This is a genomic window from Bifidobacterium gallicum DSM 20093 = LMG 11596 (genome assembly GCF_000741205.1).
In the GTDB taxonomy this organism is placed as follows: Bacteria; Actinomycetota; Actinomycetes; order Actinomycetales; family Bifidobacteriaceae; genus Bifidobacterium; species Bifidobacterium gallicum.
The window spans coordinates 34,015-52,423 of the sequence record NZ_JGYW01000005.1 but is presented as its reverse complement, the minus strand read 5'-3'; the positions used below and the strand labels follow the sequence as shown (position 1 = coordinate 52,423).

The 18,409-nt window shown below is 55.5% G+C and carries 16 protein-coding genes; 4 read left to right on the top strand and 12 right to left on the bottom strand.

Annotation, left to right across the window (positions count from 1 at the left end; all coding sequences use genetic code 11):
• Positions 1 to 46: 46 nt before the first annotated feature.
• The 5 genes from ruvX to BGLCM_RS04640 all read right to left on the bottom strand — a co-directional run bounded on the left by ruvX (position 47) and on the right by BGLCM_RS04640 (position 4,935).
• Positions 47 to 517 (bottom strand): Holliday junction resolvase RuvX, encoded by a 471-nt coding sequence (ruvX, locus tag BGLCM_RS04660; protein WP_006294060.1) that lies wholly within the window; start codon positions 515 to 517, stop codon positions 47 to 49.
• Between the two features lie 226 nt (positions 518 to 743).
• Positions 744 to 3,437: an alanine--tRNA ligase gene (gene alaS, locus BGLCM_RS04655; protein ID WP_006294058.1), complete on the bottom strand. Its 2,694-nt coding sequence runs from the start codon at positions 3,435 to 3,437 to the stop codon at positions 744 to 746.
• A 14-nt stretch (positions 3,438 to 3,451) separates the two neighbouring features.
• Complete coding sequence (locus tag BGLCM_RS04650; RefSeq protein ID WP_006294057.1) at positions 3,452 to 3,691, bottom strand: hypothetical protein; 240 nt, start codon at positions 3,689 to 3,691, stop codon at positions 3,452 to 3,454.
• Positions 3,691 to 4,110 (bottom strand): DUF948 domain-containing protein, encoded by a 420-nt coding sequence (locus BGLCM_RS04645; RefSeq protein ID WP_044084978.1) that lies wholly within the window; start codon positions 4,108 to 4,110, stop codon positions 3,691 to 3,693. The genes BGLCM_RS04650 and BGLCM_RS04645 overlap by 1 nt, the downstream gene beginning before the upstream one ends.
• A 144-nt stretch (positions 4,111 to 4,254) precedes the next feature.
• Complete coding sequence (locus BGLCM_RS04640; protein ID WP_044085067.1) at positions 4,255 to 4,935, bottom strand: histidine phosphatase family protein; 681 nt, start codon at positions 4,933 to 4,935, stop codon at positions 4,255 to 4,257.
• 50 nt (positions 4,936 to 4,985) lie between these two features.
• Here BGLCM_RS04640 and BGLCM_RS04635 point away from each other — a divergent pair, with 50 nt between their 5' ends.
• Positions 4,986 to 5,357, top strand: a complete 372-nt coding sequence (locus BGLCM_RS04635) for a phage holin family protein (protein ID WP_006294054.1) — start codon at positions 4,986 to 4,988, stop codon at positions 5,355 to 5,357.
• Between the two features lie 193 nt (positions 5,358 to 5,550).
• Here BGLCM_RS04635 and rpsD read toward each other — a convergent pair whose 3' ends face one another.
• From rpsD to BGLCM_RS04620, 3 genes are all read right to left on the bottom strand, one after another.
• A complete protein-coding gene (rpsD, locus tag BGLCM_RS04630; RefSeq protein WP_006294053.1) occupies positions 5,551 to 6,177 on the bottom strand; it encodes a 30S ribosomal protein S4 in 627 nt (208 codons plus the stop codon).
• A gap of 233 nt (positions 6,178 to 6,410) precedes the next feature.
• Positions 6,411 to 9,047, bottom strand: coding sequence for an ATP-dependent helicase (locus BGLCM_RS04625; protein WP_006294052.1), 2,637 nt, complete (start codon positions 9,045 to 9,047; stop codon positions 6,411 to 6,413).
• A 120-nt stretch (positions 9,048 to 9,167) separates the two neighbouring features.
• Positions 9,168 to 9,911 (bottom strand): putative ABC transporter permease, encoded by a 744-nt coding sequence (locus tag BGLCM_RS04620; RefSeq protein WP_160268320.1) that lies wholly within the window; start codon positions 9,909 to 9,911, stop codon positions 9,168 to 9,170.
• Between the two features lie 557 nt (positions 9,912 to 10,468).
• On the opposite strand from BGLCM_RS04620, the gene BGLCM_RS04615 reads away from it, so the two are divergent.
• Both BGLCM_RS04615 and asnS read left to right on the top strand, forming a co-directional pair.
• On the top strand, positions 10,469 to 11,464 hold the full coding sequence (locus BGLCM_RS04615) for a hypothetical protein (protein WP_044084977.1): 996 nt from the start codon (positions 10,469 to 10,471) through the stop codon (positions 11,462 to 11,464).
• Positions 11,465 to 11,735: 271 nt separating this feature from the next.
• Positions 11,736 to 13,139 (top strand): asparagine--tRNA ligase, encoded by a 1,404-nt coding sequence (gene asnS, locus BGLCM_RS04610; RefSeq protein ID WP_006294044.1) that lies wholly within the window; start codon positions 11,736 to 11,738, stop codon positions 13,137 to 13,139.
• Between the two features lie 120 nt (positions 13,140 to 13,259).
• Here asnS and BGLCM_RS04605 read toward each other — a convergent pair whose 3' ends face one another.
• Positions 13,260 to 14,120 carry a CDGSH iron-sulfur domain-containing protein gene (locus BGLCM_RS04605; protein WP_238548636.1) on the bottom strand — a complete coding sequence of 287 codons (861 nt, stop codon included), beginning with the start codon at positions 14,118 to 14,120 and terminating at the stop codon, positions 13,260 to 13,262.
• 237 nt (positions 14,121 to 14,357) lie between these two features.
• Here BGLCM_RS04605 and BGLCM_RS04600 point away from each other — a divergent pair, with 237 nt between their 5' ends.
• Positions 14,358 to 15,548, top strand: a complete 1,191-nt coding sequence (locus tag BGLCM_RS04600) for a MalY/PatB family protein (RefSeq protein ID WP_006294039.1) — start codon at positions 14,358 to 14,360, stop codon at positions 15,546 to 15,548.
• A 133-nt stretch (positions 15,549 to 15,681) separates the two neighbouring features.
• Here the strand turns inward: BGLCM_RS04600 and BGLCM_RS04595 are convergent, their stop codons facing one another.
• The 3 genes from BGLCM_RS04595 to frc all read right to left on the bottom strand — a co-directional run bounded on the left by BGLCM_RS04595 (position 15,682) and on the right by frc (position 18,229).
• Positions 15,682 to 16,443, bottom strand: a complete 762-nt coding sequence (locus BGLCM_RS04595) for a carboxymuconolactone decarboxylase family protein (RefSeq protein ID WP_006294038.1) — start codon at positions 16,441 to 16,443, stop codon at positions 15,682 to 15,684.
• Between the two features lie 76 nt (positions 16,444 to 16,519).
• Positions 16,520 to 16,912, bottom strand: coding sequence for an alpha/beta hydrolase (locus BGLCM_RS04590; RefSeq protein ID WP_148401514.1), 393 nt, complete (start codon positions 16,910 to 16,912; stop codon positions 16,520 to 16,522).
• Entirely contained in the window at positions 16,913 to 18,229 is a 1,317-nt protein-coding gene (frc, locus tag BGLCM_RS04585) for a formyl-CoA transferase (protein ID WP_006294036.1), read from the bottom strand.
• Positions 18,230 to 18,409 lie beyond the last annotated feature (180 nt).

Genomic DNA, 18,409 nt, shown 5'->3' with positions numbered 1-18,409 from the left:
GTCACCTCTTGATCGTTGTTCACGCCTCATACCGGCTCAAGCCGTATCACGCTTGCTGATGGTCGCTGCCGGCTTGGTCTAAAGCGGATTGGAGAATCTCCACTGCCGACTGTTGATCGACCATGGCTCTGTGGTTGCGTCCCTGCACCTGTGCATCATGCAAACGCCGATGTGCATCCACCGTTGTGAGCCGTTCATCACATAGCGTAACACTGGGCATGGTTGTAATGCCACTGCGTGGGTCTGCCACTTCTTGCACAAGCCGATGAATCAGCTCTCTCACCCACGTGCGCGCCTTGCGCGCGCTGGCGCCTTCCGTGCCGTCAAGTTGCAACGGCAACCCCACCACCACATGATCCACTTGCTCGTCTTCAATGATGGCCAGCACTTCATCGAATTCGACACCATAATTGCCCCGCACAGTGATATTGCCCGCAGGGTGTGCAAACGTCAGTTGCGGATCAGACAAGGCCGTCCCTATGCGGGCATTGCCCAAATCAAGACCAAGCCAAACCAATGTTGTTCATCCTTCCTGTACGTATGAACGATGCCTGGCAGCATAGCAAACAGCAATCAGCCATGTAGCCTTCCGCCACAACACCTGTGTGCGACAATCCGTCAAACACTGCACTACCCATGATGATGCCCCGATCGGTATGCACCAATCGGGGCATCATCACCATGTGGGGATGTGATGAGCATCATGCCCATATGCTGTTGCCATCATGCTCATCATCGACCTCTCACGCCTGCAGCACTTGTGCCTTGAGGTTGGCCAACGCGTCGTCAATCTTTGGAGCGTCGGAGCCGCCGCCTTGGGCGAAGTCAGGCTTGCCGCCGCCACCACCGCCCAGCGTCTTGGCTGCGGCGCTGACCAATGCACCAGCCTTGATGCCTTGCTCGCGCGCAGCCTCATTGGTTGCTACGGCGATCATCGGCTTGTCATCATCAGTCAAACCAGCCAACGCCACCACCACAGGCTTATCTGCGCCGAGGCGGTTACGCACATCCATCACTGTCTTGCGCAACGAGTCGAATGAGCCGAAATGGCCGACGTTCTTGACCGCGACGAGCACCGTGTCGTTGGCTTGCTTGGTTTGCTGCACCAAGTCAGGAACCATCAGGCTCAGCTGTGATTCATACATGGCCGACAGACGGCGATCGGATTCCTTGAGCTTGCCGAGCAATGTGTTGATACGGTCAGCCAACTCGTCAGGACGCGCATTGAGCGTATCGGACAACTGCGAAACCAGCGCGTGTTCGCGGGCGCTGAAGTCATAGGCGCTCTGGCCTACCAATGCGTCCACACGGCGCACACCCGAACCGATCGAGGCTTCGGACATGATGTTGATCTGGCCGATCTTGCCCGCATAATCGACGTGCGTACCACCGCAAAGCTCACGGCTCCATCCGTCGTCGCCAATCGTGACCACGCGCACAATGTCGCCATACTTTTCGCCAAACAGATGCATGGCACCCAACGCGATGGCGTCATCGAACTTCATCTCTTGCGTGGACACACGCAAGTTGTCACGCAGACGTTCATTGACTCGCGCTTCCACCGAGTTCATCAGGTCCTTGCTTGGAGCGCTCGACCACTGGAAATCAAAACGCAGACGGTTCGGAGCATCCTCGGAACCACGCTGTGTGGCGTGGGGGCCGAGTTCCTCGCGCAATGCCTTGTGCACAATGTGCGTGGCCGTATGGGCACGCGCAATAGCGCCACGGCGCTCAATATCGATGGATGCTGTCACATCGGCACCAACCACCAGCGTGCCTTCCACGAGACGGCACTGATGCACAATCAAATCCTTGATCGGCTTTTGCACATCATCAACTTCAAGCACAGCACCATCATCGGCAATGATGGTGCCCTCATCAGCCAGCTGGCCACCGGCTTCGGCATAGAACGGCGTGTGGTCAAGAATGACTTCCACCGTAGCCGGCGCCGTGACGGCAGGAACCGACCCTTCGCCTTCCTTCATGATGCCGATGACACGTGAACGCGTGCTGACTTCGGTGTAGCCTTCGAACACAATCGGGCTCTCCAGCGTCTTCTTGAAGTCATCGTATTCGCTCAAATCCACGTTGTGACGCTTCTTGAGCGCGTCCTGCCGTGCACGCGACTTTTGCTCAGCCATGAGCTCGCGGAACTTGGCCTCGTCAACCTTCACGCCCTGCTCGGCAGCCATCTCCAAGGTCAGCTCGATCGGGAAACCGTAGGTATCGTGCAGTTGGAACGCCGTGTCACCCGTGATGACAGCAGGCTCAGTAGAGTCGGTGTCTTCATCCTTGGCCTTCTTGACAGCCATGTCGAAAATCTCGATACCGTTGGTCAAGGTGCGACGGAACGCGTCTTCCTCACCATAGGCGGCTTCGGACACGTCCTTGAACGTGGCAGCCAGTTCAGGATAGTTCGGTTCCATGGCGGCTTCGGACACCGGCAGCAGCTGTGGCATCACAGGATCCTGGTAGCCCAGCACGCGCATTGCTTCCACCGTGCGACGAATCAGACGACGCAGCACATAACCGCGGCCCGCGTTGCTTGGACGCACGCCATCGCTCATGATCATCAACGCGGAGCGCACATGGTCGGCGACCACGCGGAACTTGACATCCGCGTCCTTGTCGTCGCCATACTTGATACCCGTTATTTTCTCACACGCTTCGATGACCGGGTAGACTTCGTCGGTTTCATAGATGTTTTGCTTGCCCTGCAGCAAGTACGCCACACGTTCAAGACCGGCACCCGTATCAATGTTCTTATGGGCAAGCTCACCCACAATATGCAAATCGGTTTTCGATTTGACGTTGTCGACCATGAAGTTCTCGAACACGAGATCCCAAATCTCGATGTATCGGTTTTCATCGGCGATCGGGCCACCCTCAACGCCGTACTCAGGGCCGCGATCCACATAGATTTCGGAGCATGGACCGCCAGGGCCGGGGCCGCCTGTGGTCCAGAAGTTGTCTTCCATGCCCAGAATCTGAATGTGTTCAGGATCCACGCCCTCATTACGCCACAAGGCGCGTGCTTCATCATCGTCAGTGAATGTGGTCATCCACAGTTTGTCTTTGTCGAAGCCCAGGCCACCTTGGTCTTGCGGCATCGTCAACAAGTCATAGGCGTAGTGGATGGCTTCTTCCTTGAAGTAATCACCGAAGGAGAAGTTGCCGAGCATCTGGAAGAACGTGCCATGCCTTGTGGTCTTGCCAACCTCGTCAATGTCGAGCGTGCGCACGCACTTCTGGTTGGACGCCATACGATGGCTTGGCGGCGTCTGCTCACCCATCAGATACGGGATGAACGGCACCATACCGGCAATCGTGAACAACGTGGTGGGATTCGGGGAGATAAGCGAAGCGGAAGGCACTACCAAATGGCCTTGCTGTTCGAAGTAATTGAGGTATCGCTTGGCGATCTCGGCTGTACGCATGAAGATTGCAATCCTTAGTCTTTGATGATGCCGGAATACTGCTGGTTGAGTTGGGCTTCACGGGTGCGCTGCGCGGTCTTGAACTCGGTGATGAGTCCCTCTAACGTGCGCATTGCCACATGATCCTGGTCAGGGCCAAGCACGAACTGACGTGCCTGATCTGGGGTGTTGGCCTTCACATAGGCCTGTGCTTTGCTGACTGCGAGCACGCCTGTGGCGACTCCCAGTCCGATCCAGAACAATCGTTTGAACATCAGGCCTCCTTCATGGGTTCGGTGGCGTCAACGGCGGCTGCATCCGCTGCAGGCGCCTTGGATGCCTTGGCGTCCATGAACGAACGCGCGGTGGTCTTGATGGCGTAGAAAATCGACGCGATCTTGATAATCGGCTTGCCCAGGAACGAACCGTACAGATTCGTCAGTGCGCCAATATTGTTGGCCGTGGTCGAAGCCGCTTGAGAAATGTCATTGACATCAGCGAGCGATTTGTTGACTTGCTTGACCGTGGTCACGCCTTCGTCAAGAGCCGGAATCGCATGATCGCCAGTGTCCTTGATTGTCTGAGCCATCTGGTCGAACAGCTTGCCCAAACGAATCAGCGGATAAATGAGGAATCCAGCCAATATTGCGAACACGATGGCAGCAATCAGACCTGCGATTTCACCAATACCCATCTTGGGCACCTCTTTCCCGTTGCGGAGCCGAACGAGCATCGTTACGACTCAACCTACGCGCTTACAGTAACCAGATGGCAAGACGCACAGCCTTTTACGGCCATGGCATGCGCTCACCATGATACAGGCCAAACGCTGGATATGTTAGGGCCGTTCGTCATAGGCCACCACGATCACTGCGTCATCCAATGGACGTGTGAAGTCAATATCGAGCCAAGTATGCGATCCATTGCGAGGCCGTTGGGACAGGTCGTAACCTGCTGGCGCGAACCGGTGCATGAGGCTCAACAACGTATTGCCGTGTGATATTTGCAACACATGGTCGCCATCCTTCAAGACAGGATTGGAACCAATCAGCGCGAACCCCTCTTCTACTCGGGACCAGTACTCCGCATCTGATTCGGCATCATGGAACGGGTCGGCTTCCTTGAGAAAATCCCTCGTGGCCGCAAGCCCATAACGCTCAACTATGGCGTTGTATGTTGGTGCCCCATGTGGACCACCCGCCGCCAACCACGCCATATTCATATCCTGGCCTTCAAAATAGCCGTACGATTGCTCGCGGAAATGCATGTCGCTGATCAACGTGGGTCGCTTATGACCGGCTGCTTCGTTGATATCGAGAATACGTTGCGCCGTGATTTGGGCACGCGTAGTGTCGGAACAATACGCTGCCGCAAAATCGAATCCGGCCAATGTATGCCCGGCCACGTCGGCATCGGCGATACCACTTGGGGTCAATGGCGAGTTCGACCATCCTTGCAGTCTGTTGTATCGGTTAAAAAACGTTTGTCCATGACGGACCAGATGCAGATGAATACGCATAGTCATGATTATTGCACGCATGACGTGCGCAATACGGCATACTGGTAGCTGTGTCACATTTCATTGTTCGTTGGCTTGTTCTGACCATCGCCGCGGCCATCATGGTCGCGCTGTTGCCGGGCTTTACCGCCATCGGTTCGCCGCCTGTCCTTGGCGTCGCCGCGTTTGCGCTGTTCATGGCTTTGCTGGACGCTTCCATCCGCCCGATCGTCAATCTGCTGTCACTGCCGTTGACGTTCTTGACGTCCGGCATTTTTGCGCTCGTGCTCAACTGGGTGTTCATCATGGAACTGGCATCATGGTTGGTGTCCTCACTGTTCCATGTGGGTGTCACAATCGGCGGCTTCCGGTGGGCCGTGCTCGGTTCGCTGATCATGTCCATCGTTTCCGGCATCGTCTCGTCCGTCATCGGTGCCGACTGACTCGCCTTTGCTATTGCCGTAGCCTCGACATGGCCACCATACCGCCATGCCATCGCCTCACGAATGGCATGCGTCACCAGAGTCACCTTGTGGCGTTATATGCCGTCACAACGGGAAAAGCCCCGCATAAAGCGGGGCTTTTCTCGGTATGTATGTCCTTATGCTGTATTGATTTACAGTATGTGGATCCAGATCAGCGGGCGTAGAATTCGACCACGTACTGGATGTTCACCTGCACCGGGATTTCCTCGGCCTCAGGCTTGCGCGTCAGGGTAGCCTTCAAGGAAGGCAGGTTCACGTCCAGGTAGCCCGGAACCGGAGGCAGCACATCGCGGTGCACGCCTTCAGCAGCGATCTGGAATGGAACCATCGTCTGGCTCTTCGGCTTGACCTGGATGGTCTGGCCGGGCTTGACGCGGTAGGACGGGCGATCCACAATGTTGCCGTCCACGAGGATGTGGCGATGGACCACGAACTGACGGGCCTGAGCCGTGGTACGTGCAATGCCGGCACGCAGCACGAGGGCGTCAAGACGGGTCTCAAGGTCGGTCAGCATGGCGTTACCGGTCTGGCCGGCGGTGTGGGTGCCCTTCTCGTAGGCAGCGCGCAGCTGCTTCTCCGAGATACCATACTGAGCGCGCAGACGCTGCTTCTCGCGCAGACGCACGGCGTAATCGGACTCAGTGCGACGGCGCGTACGGCCATGCTCACCAGGAGCGTATGGACGCTTTTCGAAAATGCGCTGAGCCTTGGGGGTCAGTGCAATGCCCAGGGCGCGGGAAAGACGCACCTGACGGCGGGAACGCTGAACGTTCGTCATTGTTCAATTTCCTTTGGTTGAATCTGTCGTTGTCTGAACGGAACGAATGCGCATCATGAACGATGCACATCCGCTGAGTCGGCCTCTCCAGTGCTTCATCGTGCCGCAACACGAACGGCCATCACATGGCCGCCGACCCACTGATGGGCTGTGACTCCAGACGGTGCATTCCGGCCGGAACACACCAATCGACAACCCTACACCTATGGCCGGATGAATCACCGTGGTGTTGATCACAACTTTTCGATCGGTGCCATTCGCAGCATCAGACGCTTGGTGCCATTGGAACCAAAATTAACGGTCAGTACTGAATTCTCACCTTTGTCTTGTGTGTCAACCACGGTGCCAAGCCCAAACTTGTCATGCGTGATTTTGTCGCCCACATGGAAATCACTGATGTTGAGCCCATTGTTCTTTTGGATCGACGACGCGGGTTTTGCTGTTGGTTTGCCACTTTTACGCGTTGTGACTTTGCCGGACCGGGACGATGATGCATGGCCTGAGCCTCGAGAACCATACGAGCTTGAACCATATGATGAACCCGATCCGTATGAGGCGCGTGACCCATGCGGGGCATGCGACCCGAAGGTGGCATGCGATCCGCGCGACGAGCCGTAGGAACCACCGCCGAATGTGGATTGGGAATGCGAACGGAGCGAACCAGAGGAATCATAATCATGGGCAGCACTACGAGGAGCCGCGGAACCGAACGAGGAACCACCGAACGTGAAACCCTGCGGTTCGTCGTCAACCCAACCGCCGAACTCGTCGTCATCATCGCCCCAGCTGGAACGCATGCGTTCTATACCAGCTTCACGACGTTTCCAATCAATAAGTTTGTCGGGAATTTCGTCGAGGAACTGGCTGGGCAACATTTCATTGGCCTGTCCCCACTGGGCGCGTACGGCAGCGCGCGTGACATACAAATGGCGTTTGGCCCGTGTGATGCCCACATACGCAAGACGCCGCTCTTCACTGAGTTCGGTATCATCTTCCATGGCGCGCGAATGCGGGAACGTTCCCTGCTCCATGCCCGTCAAGAAGACGACGGGATATTCCAATCCCTTGGCCGTATGCAGTGTCATCAACGTGACCTTGCCGGTATCTTCCTGTTCCCCCGGAAGCTGGTCCGAGTCGGCCACAAGCGCCGTCGTTTCCAAAAAACCGGCCAAAGACGCGTCGGGCGTAGTCTGCTCATACTCGGCCGCTACGGACTGCAGCTGAGACAGGTTCTCCACGCGTGACGCGTCCTGCGGGTCGTCGGACTTGCGCAGCTCCTCGAGCAGCCCGGATTCCTTGAGCACCTGCGCAACAATGGCGGACGGCTTGGAATCATGTTCGGCCGCAAACTGCCGCAGCGACACCATGAGATCACGGAACCGACGCAACGGATTCGCCGTGCGCGCCGTCATGCCCTCAATCGAGTCGGCTTGTTCCAGCGCTTGCCAGAACGTGCCACCAATCTCGTCGGCATGGGCGGCGACCAACGCTTCGGCACGAGCACCGAGCCCGCGTTTCGGCACATTCAGAATACGGCGGACATTCACGTTGTCAGCCGGATTGACGATGGCTTGCAAATAAGCCATCGCGTCCTTGACCTCACGACGCTCGTAAAACTTCGTGCCACCGACCAACTGATACGGCACATGCGCACGAATGAGTCCCTCCTCAAGCGCACGAGACTGCGCGTTGGCGCGATACATGATGGCCATGTCGCAGAAGCGCACACCTTCTTGCGTGTTCAAACGCAACAGTTCCTGCGCAATCCAGTGGGCCTCAAGTTGGGCGTTGTCGGCCGCATATCCGGTGATCAACTCGCCCGATCCCACAGCCGTCCAGAGCTTCTTGGGCTTGCGGCCCTCGTTGTTGGCGATGACAGCGTTGGCCGCATCCAAAATCGTCTGCGTCGAACGGTAGTTCTGCTCGAGCATGATTGTGCGGGCGTTCGGGAAATCCTGTTCGAAATCCTGGATGTTCGAAATGTCGGCACCGCGGAACGCATAAATGGACTGGTCCGAATCACCTACCACCGTCACACTGGCCTGCGGGCGGCCACCCGCTCCCCCAGACTTGGCTTGGTCAATGCCTGCAAGTTCGCGGATCAACACATATTGGGCGTGATTAGTGTCCTGATATTCGTCGACGAGAATAAAGCGGAAACGATTGCGGTAATAGTCAGCCACTTGCGGATCGGTTTGCAGTAGCTCGACCGTACGCATGATCAAATCGTCAAAATCAACAGCATTGGCCATGCGCAACCGATGCTGGTACTCGGCGTACATGACGGCATAGAGTTCCTCAACGTTGCCGATACGGCCGAACTGATAGCCTCGCATACCGGGCTTGTAATCGGCGGCATAGGTAGCCAACTGGGTCTGCCAACTGATGAGCTGGTTTTTATAATCGCTGATACGCGCCAGAATGTTGCGCGGCGTAAAACGCTTGATATCAACGTTCAAATCGGATGCAATCAGCTTGATAAGCCGTTCACAATCAGCAGTGTCATAAATCGAAAAGCCGGACTTGAGTCCCACCGACTCGCCATTGCGGCGCAAGATGCGCACGCAGGCCGAATGGAACGTGGACACCCACATGCGTTGGGCTTCAGGACCAATCAACGCTTCCAAACGTTCCCTCATCTCGGCAGCCGCCTTGTTCGTGAACGTGATGGCCAATATCTGGCTCGGCCATGCGCCAAACTGGCTCAAAATCCAAGCGATACGGCGTGTCAACACGCGTGTTTTGCCGGAACCGGCGCCGGCGCCAATCAGCAGCGCAGGCCCGGAATATTGTACGGCCAATGCTTGCTGTTCGTTGAGATCACCAACGAGTTCCTGGGGAGTACGAGCGATGAGCGCGGCGTCTTGCACGAATCCGAATCCTTCCGGATAGAGAACAGTTCAACTCGAAGTAGTGTACGCCCAAGCCTCCATCACAGCCAGCATGCCTCGATGCTCTTGGACTGGGCAACCGGAATTGGCCGGCGTATCTCATTGCTGCATGTGCGCGACGTACGGGCCCCCAAATACGGGCGTGTAGGAAGCGATGACGCACAATGCGAACGCAATCATGACCAGCACAAACACGATGTTGGCCCAACGCTCGCTGAGCTTGTAAAAGCCCATGCAAATCAACGGGTAAAACACCCATACGTACACGGTGGCCATCAAACCGATGAAGAAGTCGTTGACAATCCATCCCTGGTTGAGGATGTTGCCTGGCAACACGGAGTTGTCCCAGAACGGATAGACGCCGTTAGCGTCGGGCTGATTGATAATCAGGCCGATCACTGTTTCAAGTACGGCCGCGAGCGCGACCATGAGGATGAATGATTCGAATATGGCGCCCCATAGTGTTTTGCGTCGGTTGACAATCCATTCTTTGAGCGGTTCGATAACGAGTGTCATGGCGACGGCTCCGATGCCGTATACCCAGTACGGCACGAACCATGGGTCGTGCCATACGGCGTAATCGGGTGACACGATGCCGAAGAAGTGGTTCATCGTCAGGCAGTATGGCAGTTCCATCCAGTGGCCGATGATGCTGAATAGTGCGAGGCATACGGTTAGGGAGCGCCAGAATGCCCAGGTGCGTGGTTGGAACCAGCCTATCTCGTCGTGTTTGAGGTTGTCGTGGATTATGGGCGCGGCGGGTTCTCCTGAGTCATGGGGTTCGCTTTGCCCGTACTGGTGGTGACGGTTGGATGTGTTGTGATCATTTGGCCTGTTGTTCATCGCGCTCATCCCCTAGATATGTGAGGTTCTGCGATGAGTGTATCGATATTGTGTGGGGAAAAACCTGATAATTTGCCATTCTCCTCTATCAGTGAGAAAACGGCGCTGGCGGCATACCGAGTGACGTCACCTAGTTTGAGGGCACGCGCATGCATATCTATGCATAAACAACGGTGCATATATGCAGTTGTGGGCCGCTTTCCGTTGGAAAACGACCCACAACTGAGGAAGTCCGGTGCTGGAACCAGTCCCCTATAGCCAAGATCCCCTCTCGCCTAGCCCAACCCTAGGCTTCCCGCGAATCAGTATACACGGCACGTTCAAGATTGCAAATGCGTGGGCCGTGTGTCAACCATGACTGAGGATCATATAGAGCTATCGGCTCATTATGCAATGCGCTGTTGCATATGCATGGTGGTGCATAGTGCTGGGTACTAGGGAGTAATTCATGATGCTTGATTTTTGCGCTGATACCAAGGAACGCCGCATGGCTTGGCCCTGCCACGTACATTGGAAGGTAGTACTGTCATTCGTTTTTTTACTGGTAAGGAACCATCATGACTACTGCACATCGCGAGGCGGCGCGACATCCAGATGTCCCTACGCGCACACCTCAGCCGCACGTTCCACAACGCGATCAGCCGTCAGCGCATGCTGGCAGCCTCAATGAGACCACTCATGGCCATCCGCACCTTGATGACATGCGCATTGGCTATGAGTGGCATGCGCGTCGACGCGCTTTTGGCATGGCCAATGGTTTGGGGTTGATTATTATGGGCGCGGCAACCGCTGATTTCATGGGGTTGTTGCCCCAAGACAACAGTGAGGATGTGCGCCGTGTGGTGGATTGGATTGATGAGCTGATCGCCCATGAAAGCCATGAATTGATCCAGCTGTCGAAGCATCAGTCCCATCCCGAATCGTTTCTGGTGTTCATTGTGATTGCCGCTATCGGCATGTTCATGTTGCGTAACGCTTCGGAGGATAACGCGCAATATCATGAGGCGTTTCCTCGTCTTACATTCCGTTACCCGAAGGAACGGCGCCGTAGCATGCGTATCGCGCATGTCCTTGGCGTGTTGGCTTCGATTGCGTTCATGCTCATTGCTTTCGTGCTGCTGCACATGGCCAGCAATGCTGGCTGGCCGATGTATTTGGTGGAAGGGTTGCGTAAAACGGCCATAGCTATTGGCGCATGGGTGATTGTGTATTGCGGATGCTGGCTGGGCCGCTGCAACGTCAAGCTTTACAATTTTTCATCATTGCGGTTTGCCAATATTTATGAGATTTACAAGGAACGTAAGCATGCCAACGCCGATGGCATTCCGAGCCATGCGTCCATCCGTGAAAAGACATTGTGTGATTGGGATATGAACCTGGGTCGTTTGGCCAGCATTATCGCTGTGCTCGGTGCTGCTGCTGTGGCGTATCTTGATGGTACGCGCACGTCACAGTTTTGGCTGCCCATTGTGGTGGTCATTGTGATCATTTTGTTGATTCGCTTGGCCATTACGCATTATGCTGTCACGCATTTTGAACACATTGATTTATAGATCCTTGGGGTCAGCCGGGGATGCTTTGCGACACGGCATTGCGGCTGATCAACGGCTGCTGCGCGCAGCGCCCGTATGGGTTTGTGCAGTGCTCGTATGGGCCTGTATACGCTAATCCAACAACTATTACCCCCGACACACTATCGGCTACAGATGTACGTGGCAGCAGATGCCATGCGCGCTACGATGAGGTCGTCGAAGGTCAAGCGGGTTGTCATCTGCTCCGCTTGTCCAATGCATCAAATGCACTCAATGCTTAAAGGAGCATGCCATGAAGCGCACGCCTATTGCGCAACTATTCGCCAACAGCCAGCAGCTGGGCGGTACCACAGTCACCGTCTGCGGTTGGGTCCGTTCGATTCGCGATATGAAAAACTTCGGTTTCGTCATCCTCAACGACGGCAGTTGCTTCAACGACGTCCAAGTGGTAATGAACCGTGAGACATTGGCGAACTATGACGATATCGCCGCGCAGAATACGGGCGCTTCGCTCAAGGTCACCGGTGAGCTCAAACTCACGCCGGACGCCAAGCAGCCGTTTGAAATCGCCGCGCAATCCATTGAGGTGCTTGGCGCTTCGTCCCCGGATTATCCGTTGCAGAAGAAGCGTGCGACGACGGAGTTTTTGCGTACGATCCAGCATATCCGCCCGCGCACGAACCTGTTCCGCGCCGTGTTCCGCATCCGTTCGGTTGCGGCAATGGCCATTCATGAGTTCTTCCAGTCACGCGGGTTTGTGTATGTCAATACGCCCATCATCACCACGAACGACGCTGAAGGCGCCGGTGAGATGTTCCGCGTCACCACGCTCGACATGACCAATCCTCCGCTCAACGAGGATGGCACGATTGATTGGAGCCGGGATTTCTTTGGCAAGCCCGCCAGCCTGACGGTTTCCGGTCAGCTCAACGCCGAGAATTTCGCAATGGCGTTTGGTGATGTCTATACGTTCGGTCCCACGTTCCGCGCTGAAGATTCCAACACGAAACGTCACGCCGCCGAGTTCTGGATGGTTGAGCCTGAAATGGCTTTCGCCGACCTCAATGACGATATGGATCTGGCCCAAGCCATGTTGCAGTCCGTCATCACCACAGTGCTTGAACAGTGCGCTGACGAGCTGAACATGCTCAACCGGTTCGTGGACAAGGGTTTGCTCGAACGCTTGCGCCACGTCGCCACGTCTGATTTCGCGCGCGTCACTTACACGGATGCGATCGCCATTCTTGAGCAGGCCGTAGCTGACGACCACAAGTTTGAATACCCGGTCAAGTGGGGCGTCGATCTGCAGACTGAGCATGAGCGGTATTTGACGGAACAGCATTTTGGCAAACCCACATTCGTCACCGATTATCCTGCCGGTATCAAGGCGTTCTACATGCGTTTGAACGATGACGGCAAGACTGTGGCCGCCGTGGACTGCCTCGTGCCAGGCATTGGTGAGATCATTGGCGGCTCCCAGCGTGAGGAACGTCTTGAAGTGCTGGAACGCCGCATCGACGAACTCGGCATGGATAAGGAACAGTACCGGTATTATCTTGATTTGCGTCGCTACGGCACCGTCGAGCACGCCGGCTTCGGTCTCGGTTTTGAACGTCTCGTCATGTATTTGACCGGTGTCGACAACATCCGCGACGTGCTGCCCCACCCACGCACCGTGGGTCACGCCGAGTTCTAATACTTATTTCTGCATACCCACACATGCCAAGGGGGCTCCTGCCAACGCAGGAGCCCCCTTAACCGTATTGTCAGGCACGTTGCTCACAGGCTGCGCACCGCGTCTCATTCTCAAGCGAGATCACGGACGCGGATTGTAGGCGAACATCGGATCAAGTTCACCCGTTTGGCCGTCCCAGACTGGCGAATTGTCGCGGAATTGCACGTTGATATGCATGGCATCGCAGAACGGCGAGTTCTGCGTATTGCCGCAACGGCATAATGCATACCGGTTGCGGCGCTCATATTCCGTACCATCAGCACTGATCAATGCGATATCACCGGCCACAAACAGAGGCGCTGAATAGCCTTCCTGCACATCCTCAAGAATGACAATGGTCGGCGTGAAGTCCTGCTCATACGGTTTGCCTGTGGCATTGTTGAACGAAACCAGGCGGCCCGTCGGACAGTTCCATGCGCCGGCAATGGCGGCGCTTACATCACGTTCATCAGTGCTTTGCTCAGTAAGCGTCCAGGCTTCGGAACCAAGTTGGTGGCACATGCGCGCAAAAGCACACCGCTCGTCATCACCCATCGAAACCACAGGACCTTCATAGAGGCCCGCACGCTCGTCGTAGGGGCGACGATCGGCAACTTCGGTGCCATCAAACCCGTTCTTGACATGGGAGCCATCACAAAATGGCGGGTTCGCCGAGGTTCCACACCGGCACAATGCCACCGGGCGTCCGGGCTGCGTGGTGAATTCGCGAATACGGTTGTATTGCATATGCATGCCATCGGGTGCCGGCACAATCGCATCCTCAACAATGCGCACTTCGCCACGCACAATATAAGGGCCATTCTTCGTGATCGTGATGGATGGCCGTTCATCGGTCACGTCACTGTGATGCTTGGCCGACATATTGCGTCCCGACACGGTTGTAGTGGCACTTGACGGTACATCATGGGACCGTTTGGTTCCCGTCCTAATCCAATCGCTCATTGCTGATTCCTTACTATGACTATGCCTGAAGCATTGATGGTTATAAGTGACGTTACTCGTGCACAATCAGGTTCACCGATAGCGGGAATACCGCTCAAACGCTGCACTTCAAGGGTTGAACCCGGCCAACCGGCTTGACATAGCGGTAGGCAATGTGCTGGTGACATGTTGGACATTGTCGGCCGTTAGGCTGGGCGCGTATCCGCACAACAGCCCTATGGCAAGACAGGAAGGTGAATGATGACACCACAACAGCGCGCATGGTTTGATGAACCTGTTGACCGCAGTGGCACGAATTCCCTGAAGTGGAGCATTGATGATGGCGAACTGCCGTTGTGGGTAGCCGACATGGATTTCCGCGCCGCTCCATCGATTCTTGAGGCGGTCCAACAACGTGCTGCCCATGGCATTTTCGGGTATTCGGTTATTGATGAAGATTGGGCTCAGTCCTATGTGCACTGGTGGTCACGACGCCACCAGCTGGAGTTACAGCCCGAATGGCTCAATTTCGCCACAGGGGTCATTCCGATCCTGTCCAGTTGCGTTCGCGAATTCACCGCGCCCGGTGACAATGTGCTCGTGCAGACCCCGGTGTACAACATCTTTTTCAATGTGATCCACAACAATAATCGCAACCTGGTAGATAGTCCGTTGCGCTATGATGCGCAGACCGGCGAATATTCCATTGATTTTGAGGATTTGGAAGCCAAGCTCGCCGATCCGAACACCACTATGATGATTCTGTGCAACCCGCACAATCCGATTGGCAAAATCTGGGATGCCACCACATTGCAGCGTATCGGAGAGCTGTGTGTGCGCCATGGGGTCATGATTCTTGAAGACAGCATCCATTGCGATATCACCGACCCAGGTGTTGCGTATGTGCCGTTGCTCTCGCTCGACGATCGATTCAAATCCAACACGATCATGTGCGTCTCCCCCACCAAAGCGTTCAATATCGCCGGATTGTTGTCGGCCTGCGCCGTGGTGCCGGATGCATCCTTGTGTAAGCGCGTACATCATGCGTTGCAAGTCGATCAGGTGTGCGATGTCAACGCGTTTGCGGTTCAGGCCACGGTCGCGGCATTCAATGAGGGTGAATCATGGTTGGATGCGATGAGGGAATATGTGGCGGAAAACAAGCAATTGGTGCGCGACTATCTCGCCGAGCGTCTTGCACAGATTCGGCTGATTCCGTCGCGAGCCACCTACGTGTTATGGCTGGATTGCACAGCATTGATGCCTGCCTTGGCACAAGGCGTGACATTGGCGGATGATATTCGCCGCACCACCGGATTGTTTGTTACGAACGGAGCCCAATATGGAGGCCCCACCGAAGCCTTTTTGCGCATGAACGTCGCTTGCCCGCAATCCATTGTGATTGAGGCACTCCACAGGCTGGAGCAGTATTTCAACCAAATTGTATAGGCGTGTTATGGATACACGTACTTGATGGCATAGGGATGCTATCCATCCCAGGAGGCGGTTCATATTGAGCCTTGCAAGCAGCTGAGCACACGCTGAAGCCAGCGCACCGCCAGGCTGCGGACACTGCCCATGGTTAACGGGCGGTCGCCGCGAGATATTCGGCGTCGTCAACCGGTTCGAGCCATTCATTGCTCGTGTTCGTCCCGGGAACTTCCACAGCAAGATGGGCAAACCAACTGTCAGGAGCGGCACCATGCCAATGCTTGGTGTTGGCGGGAATGTTCACGCACGTGCCCGGCAGCATTTCAATAGGGTCCTGCCCCTCAATTTGCGCAAAGCCACGTCCGGCCACGCCAATAAGAATCTGGCCGCCACCTTGGTCGGCATGGTGAATATGCCAATTGTTGCGGCATCCCGGCTCGAACGACACGTTGAACATGTTGACTTGTTCGGTGCTTAAGGGCGTCAGGTAGCTCTGGCCGATGAAGTACTGTGCAAACGCGTCATTCGGCTGGCCAATCGGAAAAATCATGCTGGATTCAAACTGTGTTTTGGCGTCGGCTGCCCGATCCGCAGGCTCGTTCCACACGTCTTTGGCCAAGCGGAACACAGCCCACGCTTTCGGCCATCCCGCGTAGAACGCGACATGCGTAATCGCCGCAACGATTTCTTCACGTGTCACGCCATGGTTCTTGGCGTTTTGCAAATGATAGATGAGTGATGTGTCGGTAATACCTTGGCTCATCAGCGCAACTACGGTAATCAGGCATCGCGCCTTCATGTCGATACCAGGAATGTTCCAATTCTGCCCAAACAACACATCGTCATTGAAATGGGCGAAATCAGGGGCGAAATCACCCAGCTGATCGCGTCTGGCGGTTTGCGTCACCGTCATATTGAACTCCTTACTCCATCAATGAATGCATAACGGAACCGTTACGGCTAACATGGCCTCTACAGGGACTTGTTCTTTACTGACCCAAGTACTGGGTGTAGAACGCTTCGATGGTGTCGAATGGAATGTAGTCGTAATTGTCATACAAATCTACATGAACGGCGCCTGGAATAATCATCAATTTCTTGTTCTCGCCCGTAAGCCGCTGGTACGTGTCCTCACTAAAATACCGTGAGTGTGCTTCACTGCCATGGATGGGCAACACCGCACCCTCAATCTCATTCGCATACGCCATCAGCGGCTGGTTCAGGAAGCTTTGGCAACCAATGGCCGTCCAACCATCCGTGGAGTTCAAGGAACGCGGATGGTAGCCGCGCGGTGTCTTGTAGTAGTCGTGGTATTGCTCAATAAATACGGGATGGACTCTCCAGGAGCCCATCCCGTATTCAATCACTGAAAGAAGTGCCAATCACTTCTCGATCAAATCAGCTTTCACACCATCATTGCTACCGATGACGCCGTTGGCTGCCATCTGGGCAATCTGATCATCGGTGTAACCCAACGACTTGAGGATTTCTTCGTTGTTTTCGCCGAGCTTTGGAGCGCGCTGATAATCCGGGGTGAAGCCGTCAATCTGGAATGGCAGACCGATGGTCTTGAACGTGCCACGGGCGTCCTGCTGGTCGATGGTGACAATCGTGCCATCCGAGTTGAGGTCGGGATCGTTCTCGAGCTCATACCAATCCAGCACAGGACCGACCGGAACGCCCTTCGCGCCGAGTTCCTTGGTCAGCGTGTCCTTGTCGTACTGCATCGTGTATTCCTCAACACGCTTGTATACCTCAGCCTTGTGCTGATCGCGGGCATTGGCCGTGTTGAAGTTCGGATCGGTCAGCCAATCCTGGAAGCCCATGGCGTTGCAGAAGTTCTCGAAGCCCTTCTGGGACTGCTGGATGACGATATACACGTATGCGTTCGGATCGGTCTCCCAACCCTTGGCACGGTAGCACCAGCCGAGCACGAGGCCGCCTTCGGCGTTCTCGCCACGCGGGATGGCCTTGCCGAACTTGTAGCCCGGGTAGCAGGCGTAATACGACAGTTCATGCAGGTGATCGAGGATGAGCTGATCACGAAGCTTGATGCGGCACAGGTTCAGCACAGCGTTCTGCATCGACTGGTAGACGTAGGAGCCTTCGCCCGTCTTCTCACGCTGCATCAGGGCGGCCAGAATACCAATCGTCAGATGCATACCGGAGTTGGAATCACCCAGAGCGGCTGCAGACTGGGTAGGAGCCGTGTTGTCACCAGTGTTCCAGCCGGTTGCGGCGGCTGCGCCGCCTGCGGACTGTGCCACGGGCTCGAATGCCTTGACATGCTCATAGCGGCTGCCACGGTTGAAGCCCTTCAAGGAGGCCATGATGCACTTCGGGTTCAGCGCATGGACCTGTTCCCAACCAAAGCCCAGCTTCTCAACATCGCCAGGGCCAATGTTTTCCACAAAGACGTCGGCATCCTTGAGCAGCTCGGTCAATACCTTCTTGCCTTCAGGATCCTTCATGTCCAATGTGATGGACTTCTTGTTGGCGTTGAGCTGCAGGAAGTACAGCGAGTACGAGCCGTCAACATCGTTCATCTCGCTACGGGTAGGATCGCCTCCCTTAACCTTCTCAAGCTTGATGACCTCAGCGCCAAGCCATGCGAGAAGCTGGGTGCAGGATGGACCGGACTGGACCTGGGTCCAGTCGATGACCTTGATGCCTGCGAGTGGTGCATTGTTTGCAGTCATGTACGACCTCCTTAATGTGGATGTTGGCCTTAATATACGGTTGCAAAGTTGAGAGTTTCCTTAGGGTTCCGCTCATGGTCGAAACCACGGTGTTCTCCCAGTTGTTATTCAGCATCATCTAATATCGAGTTCGATTCGCTACAGGGTTTATAACGTCACTTATACGAAAAAGGGTCTTGC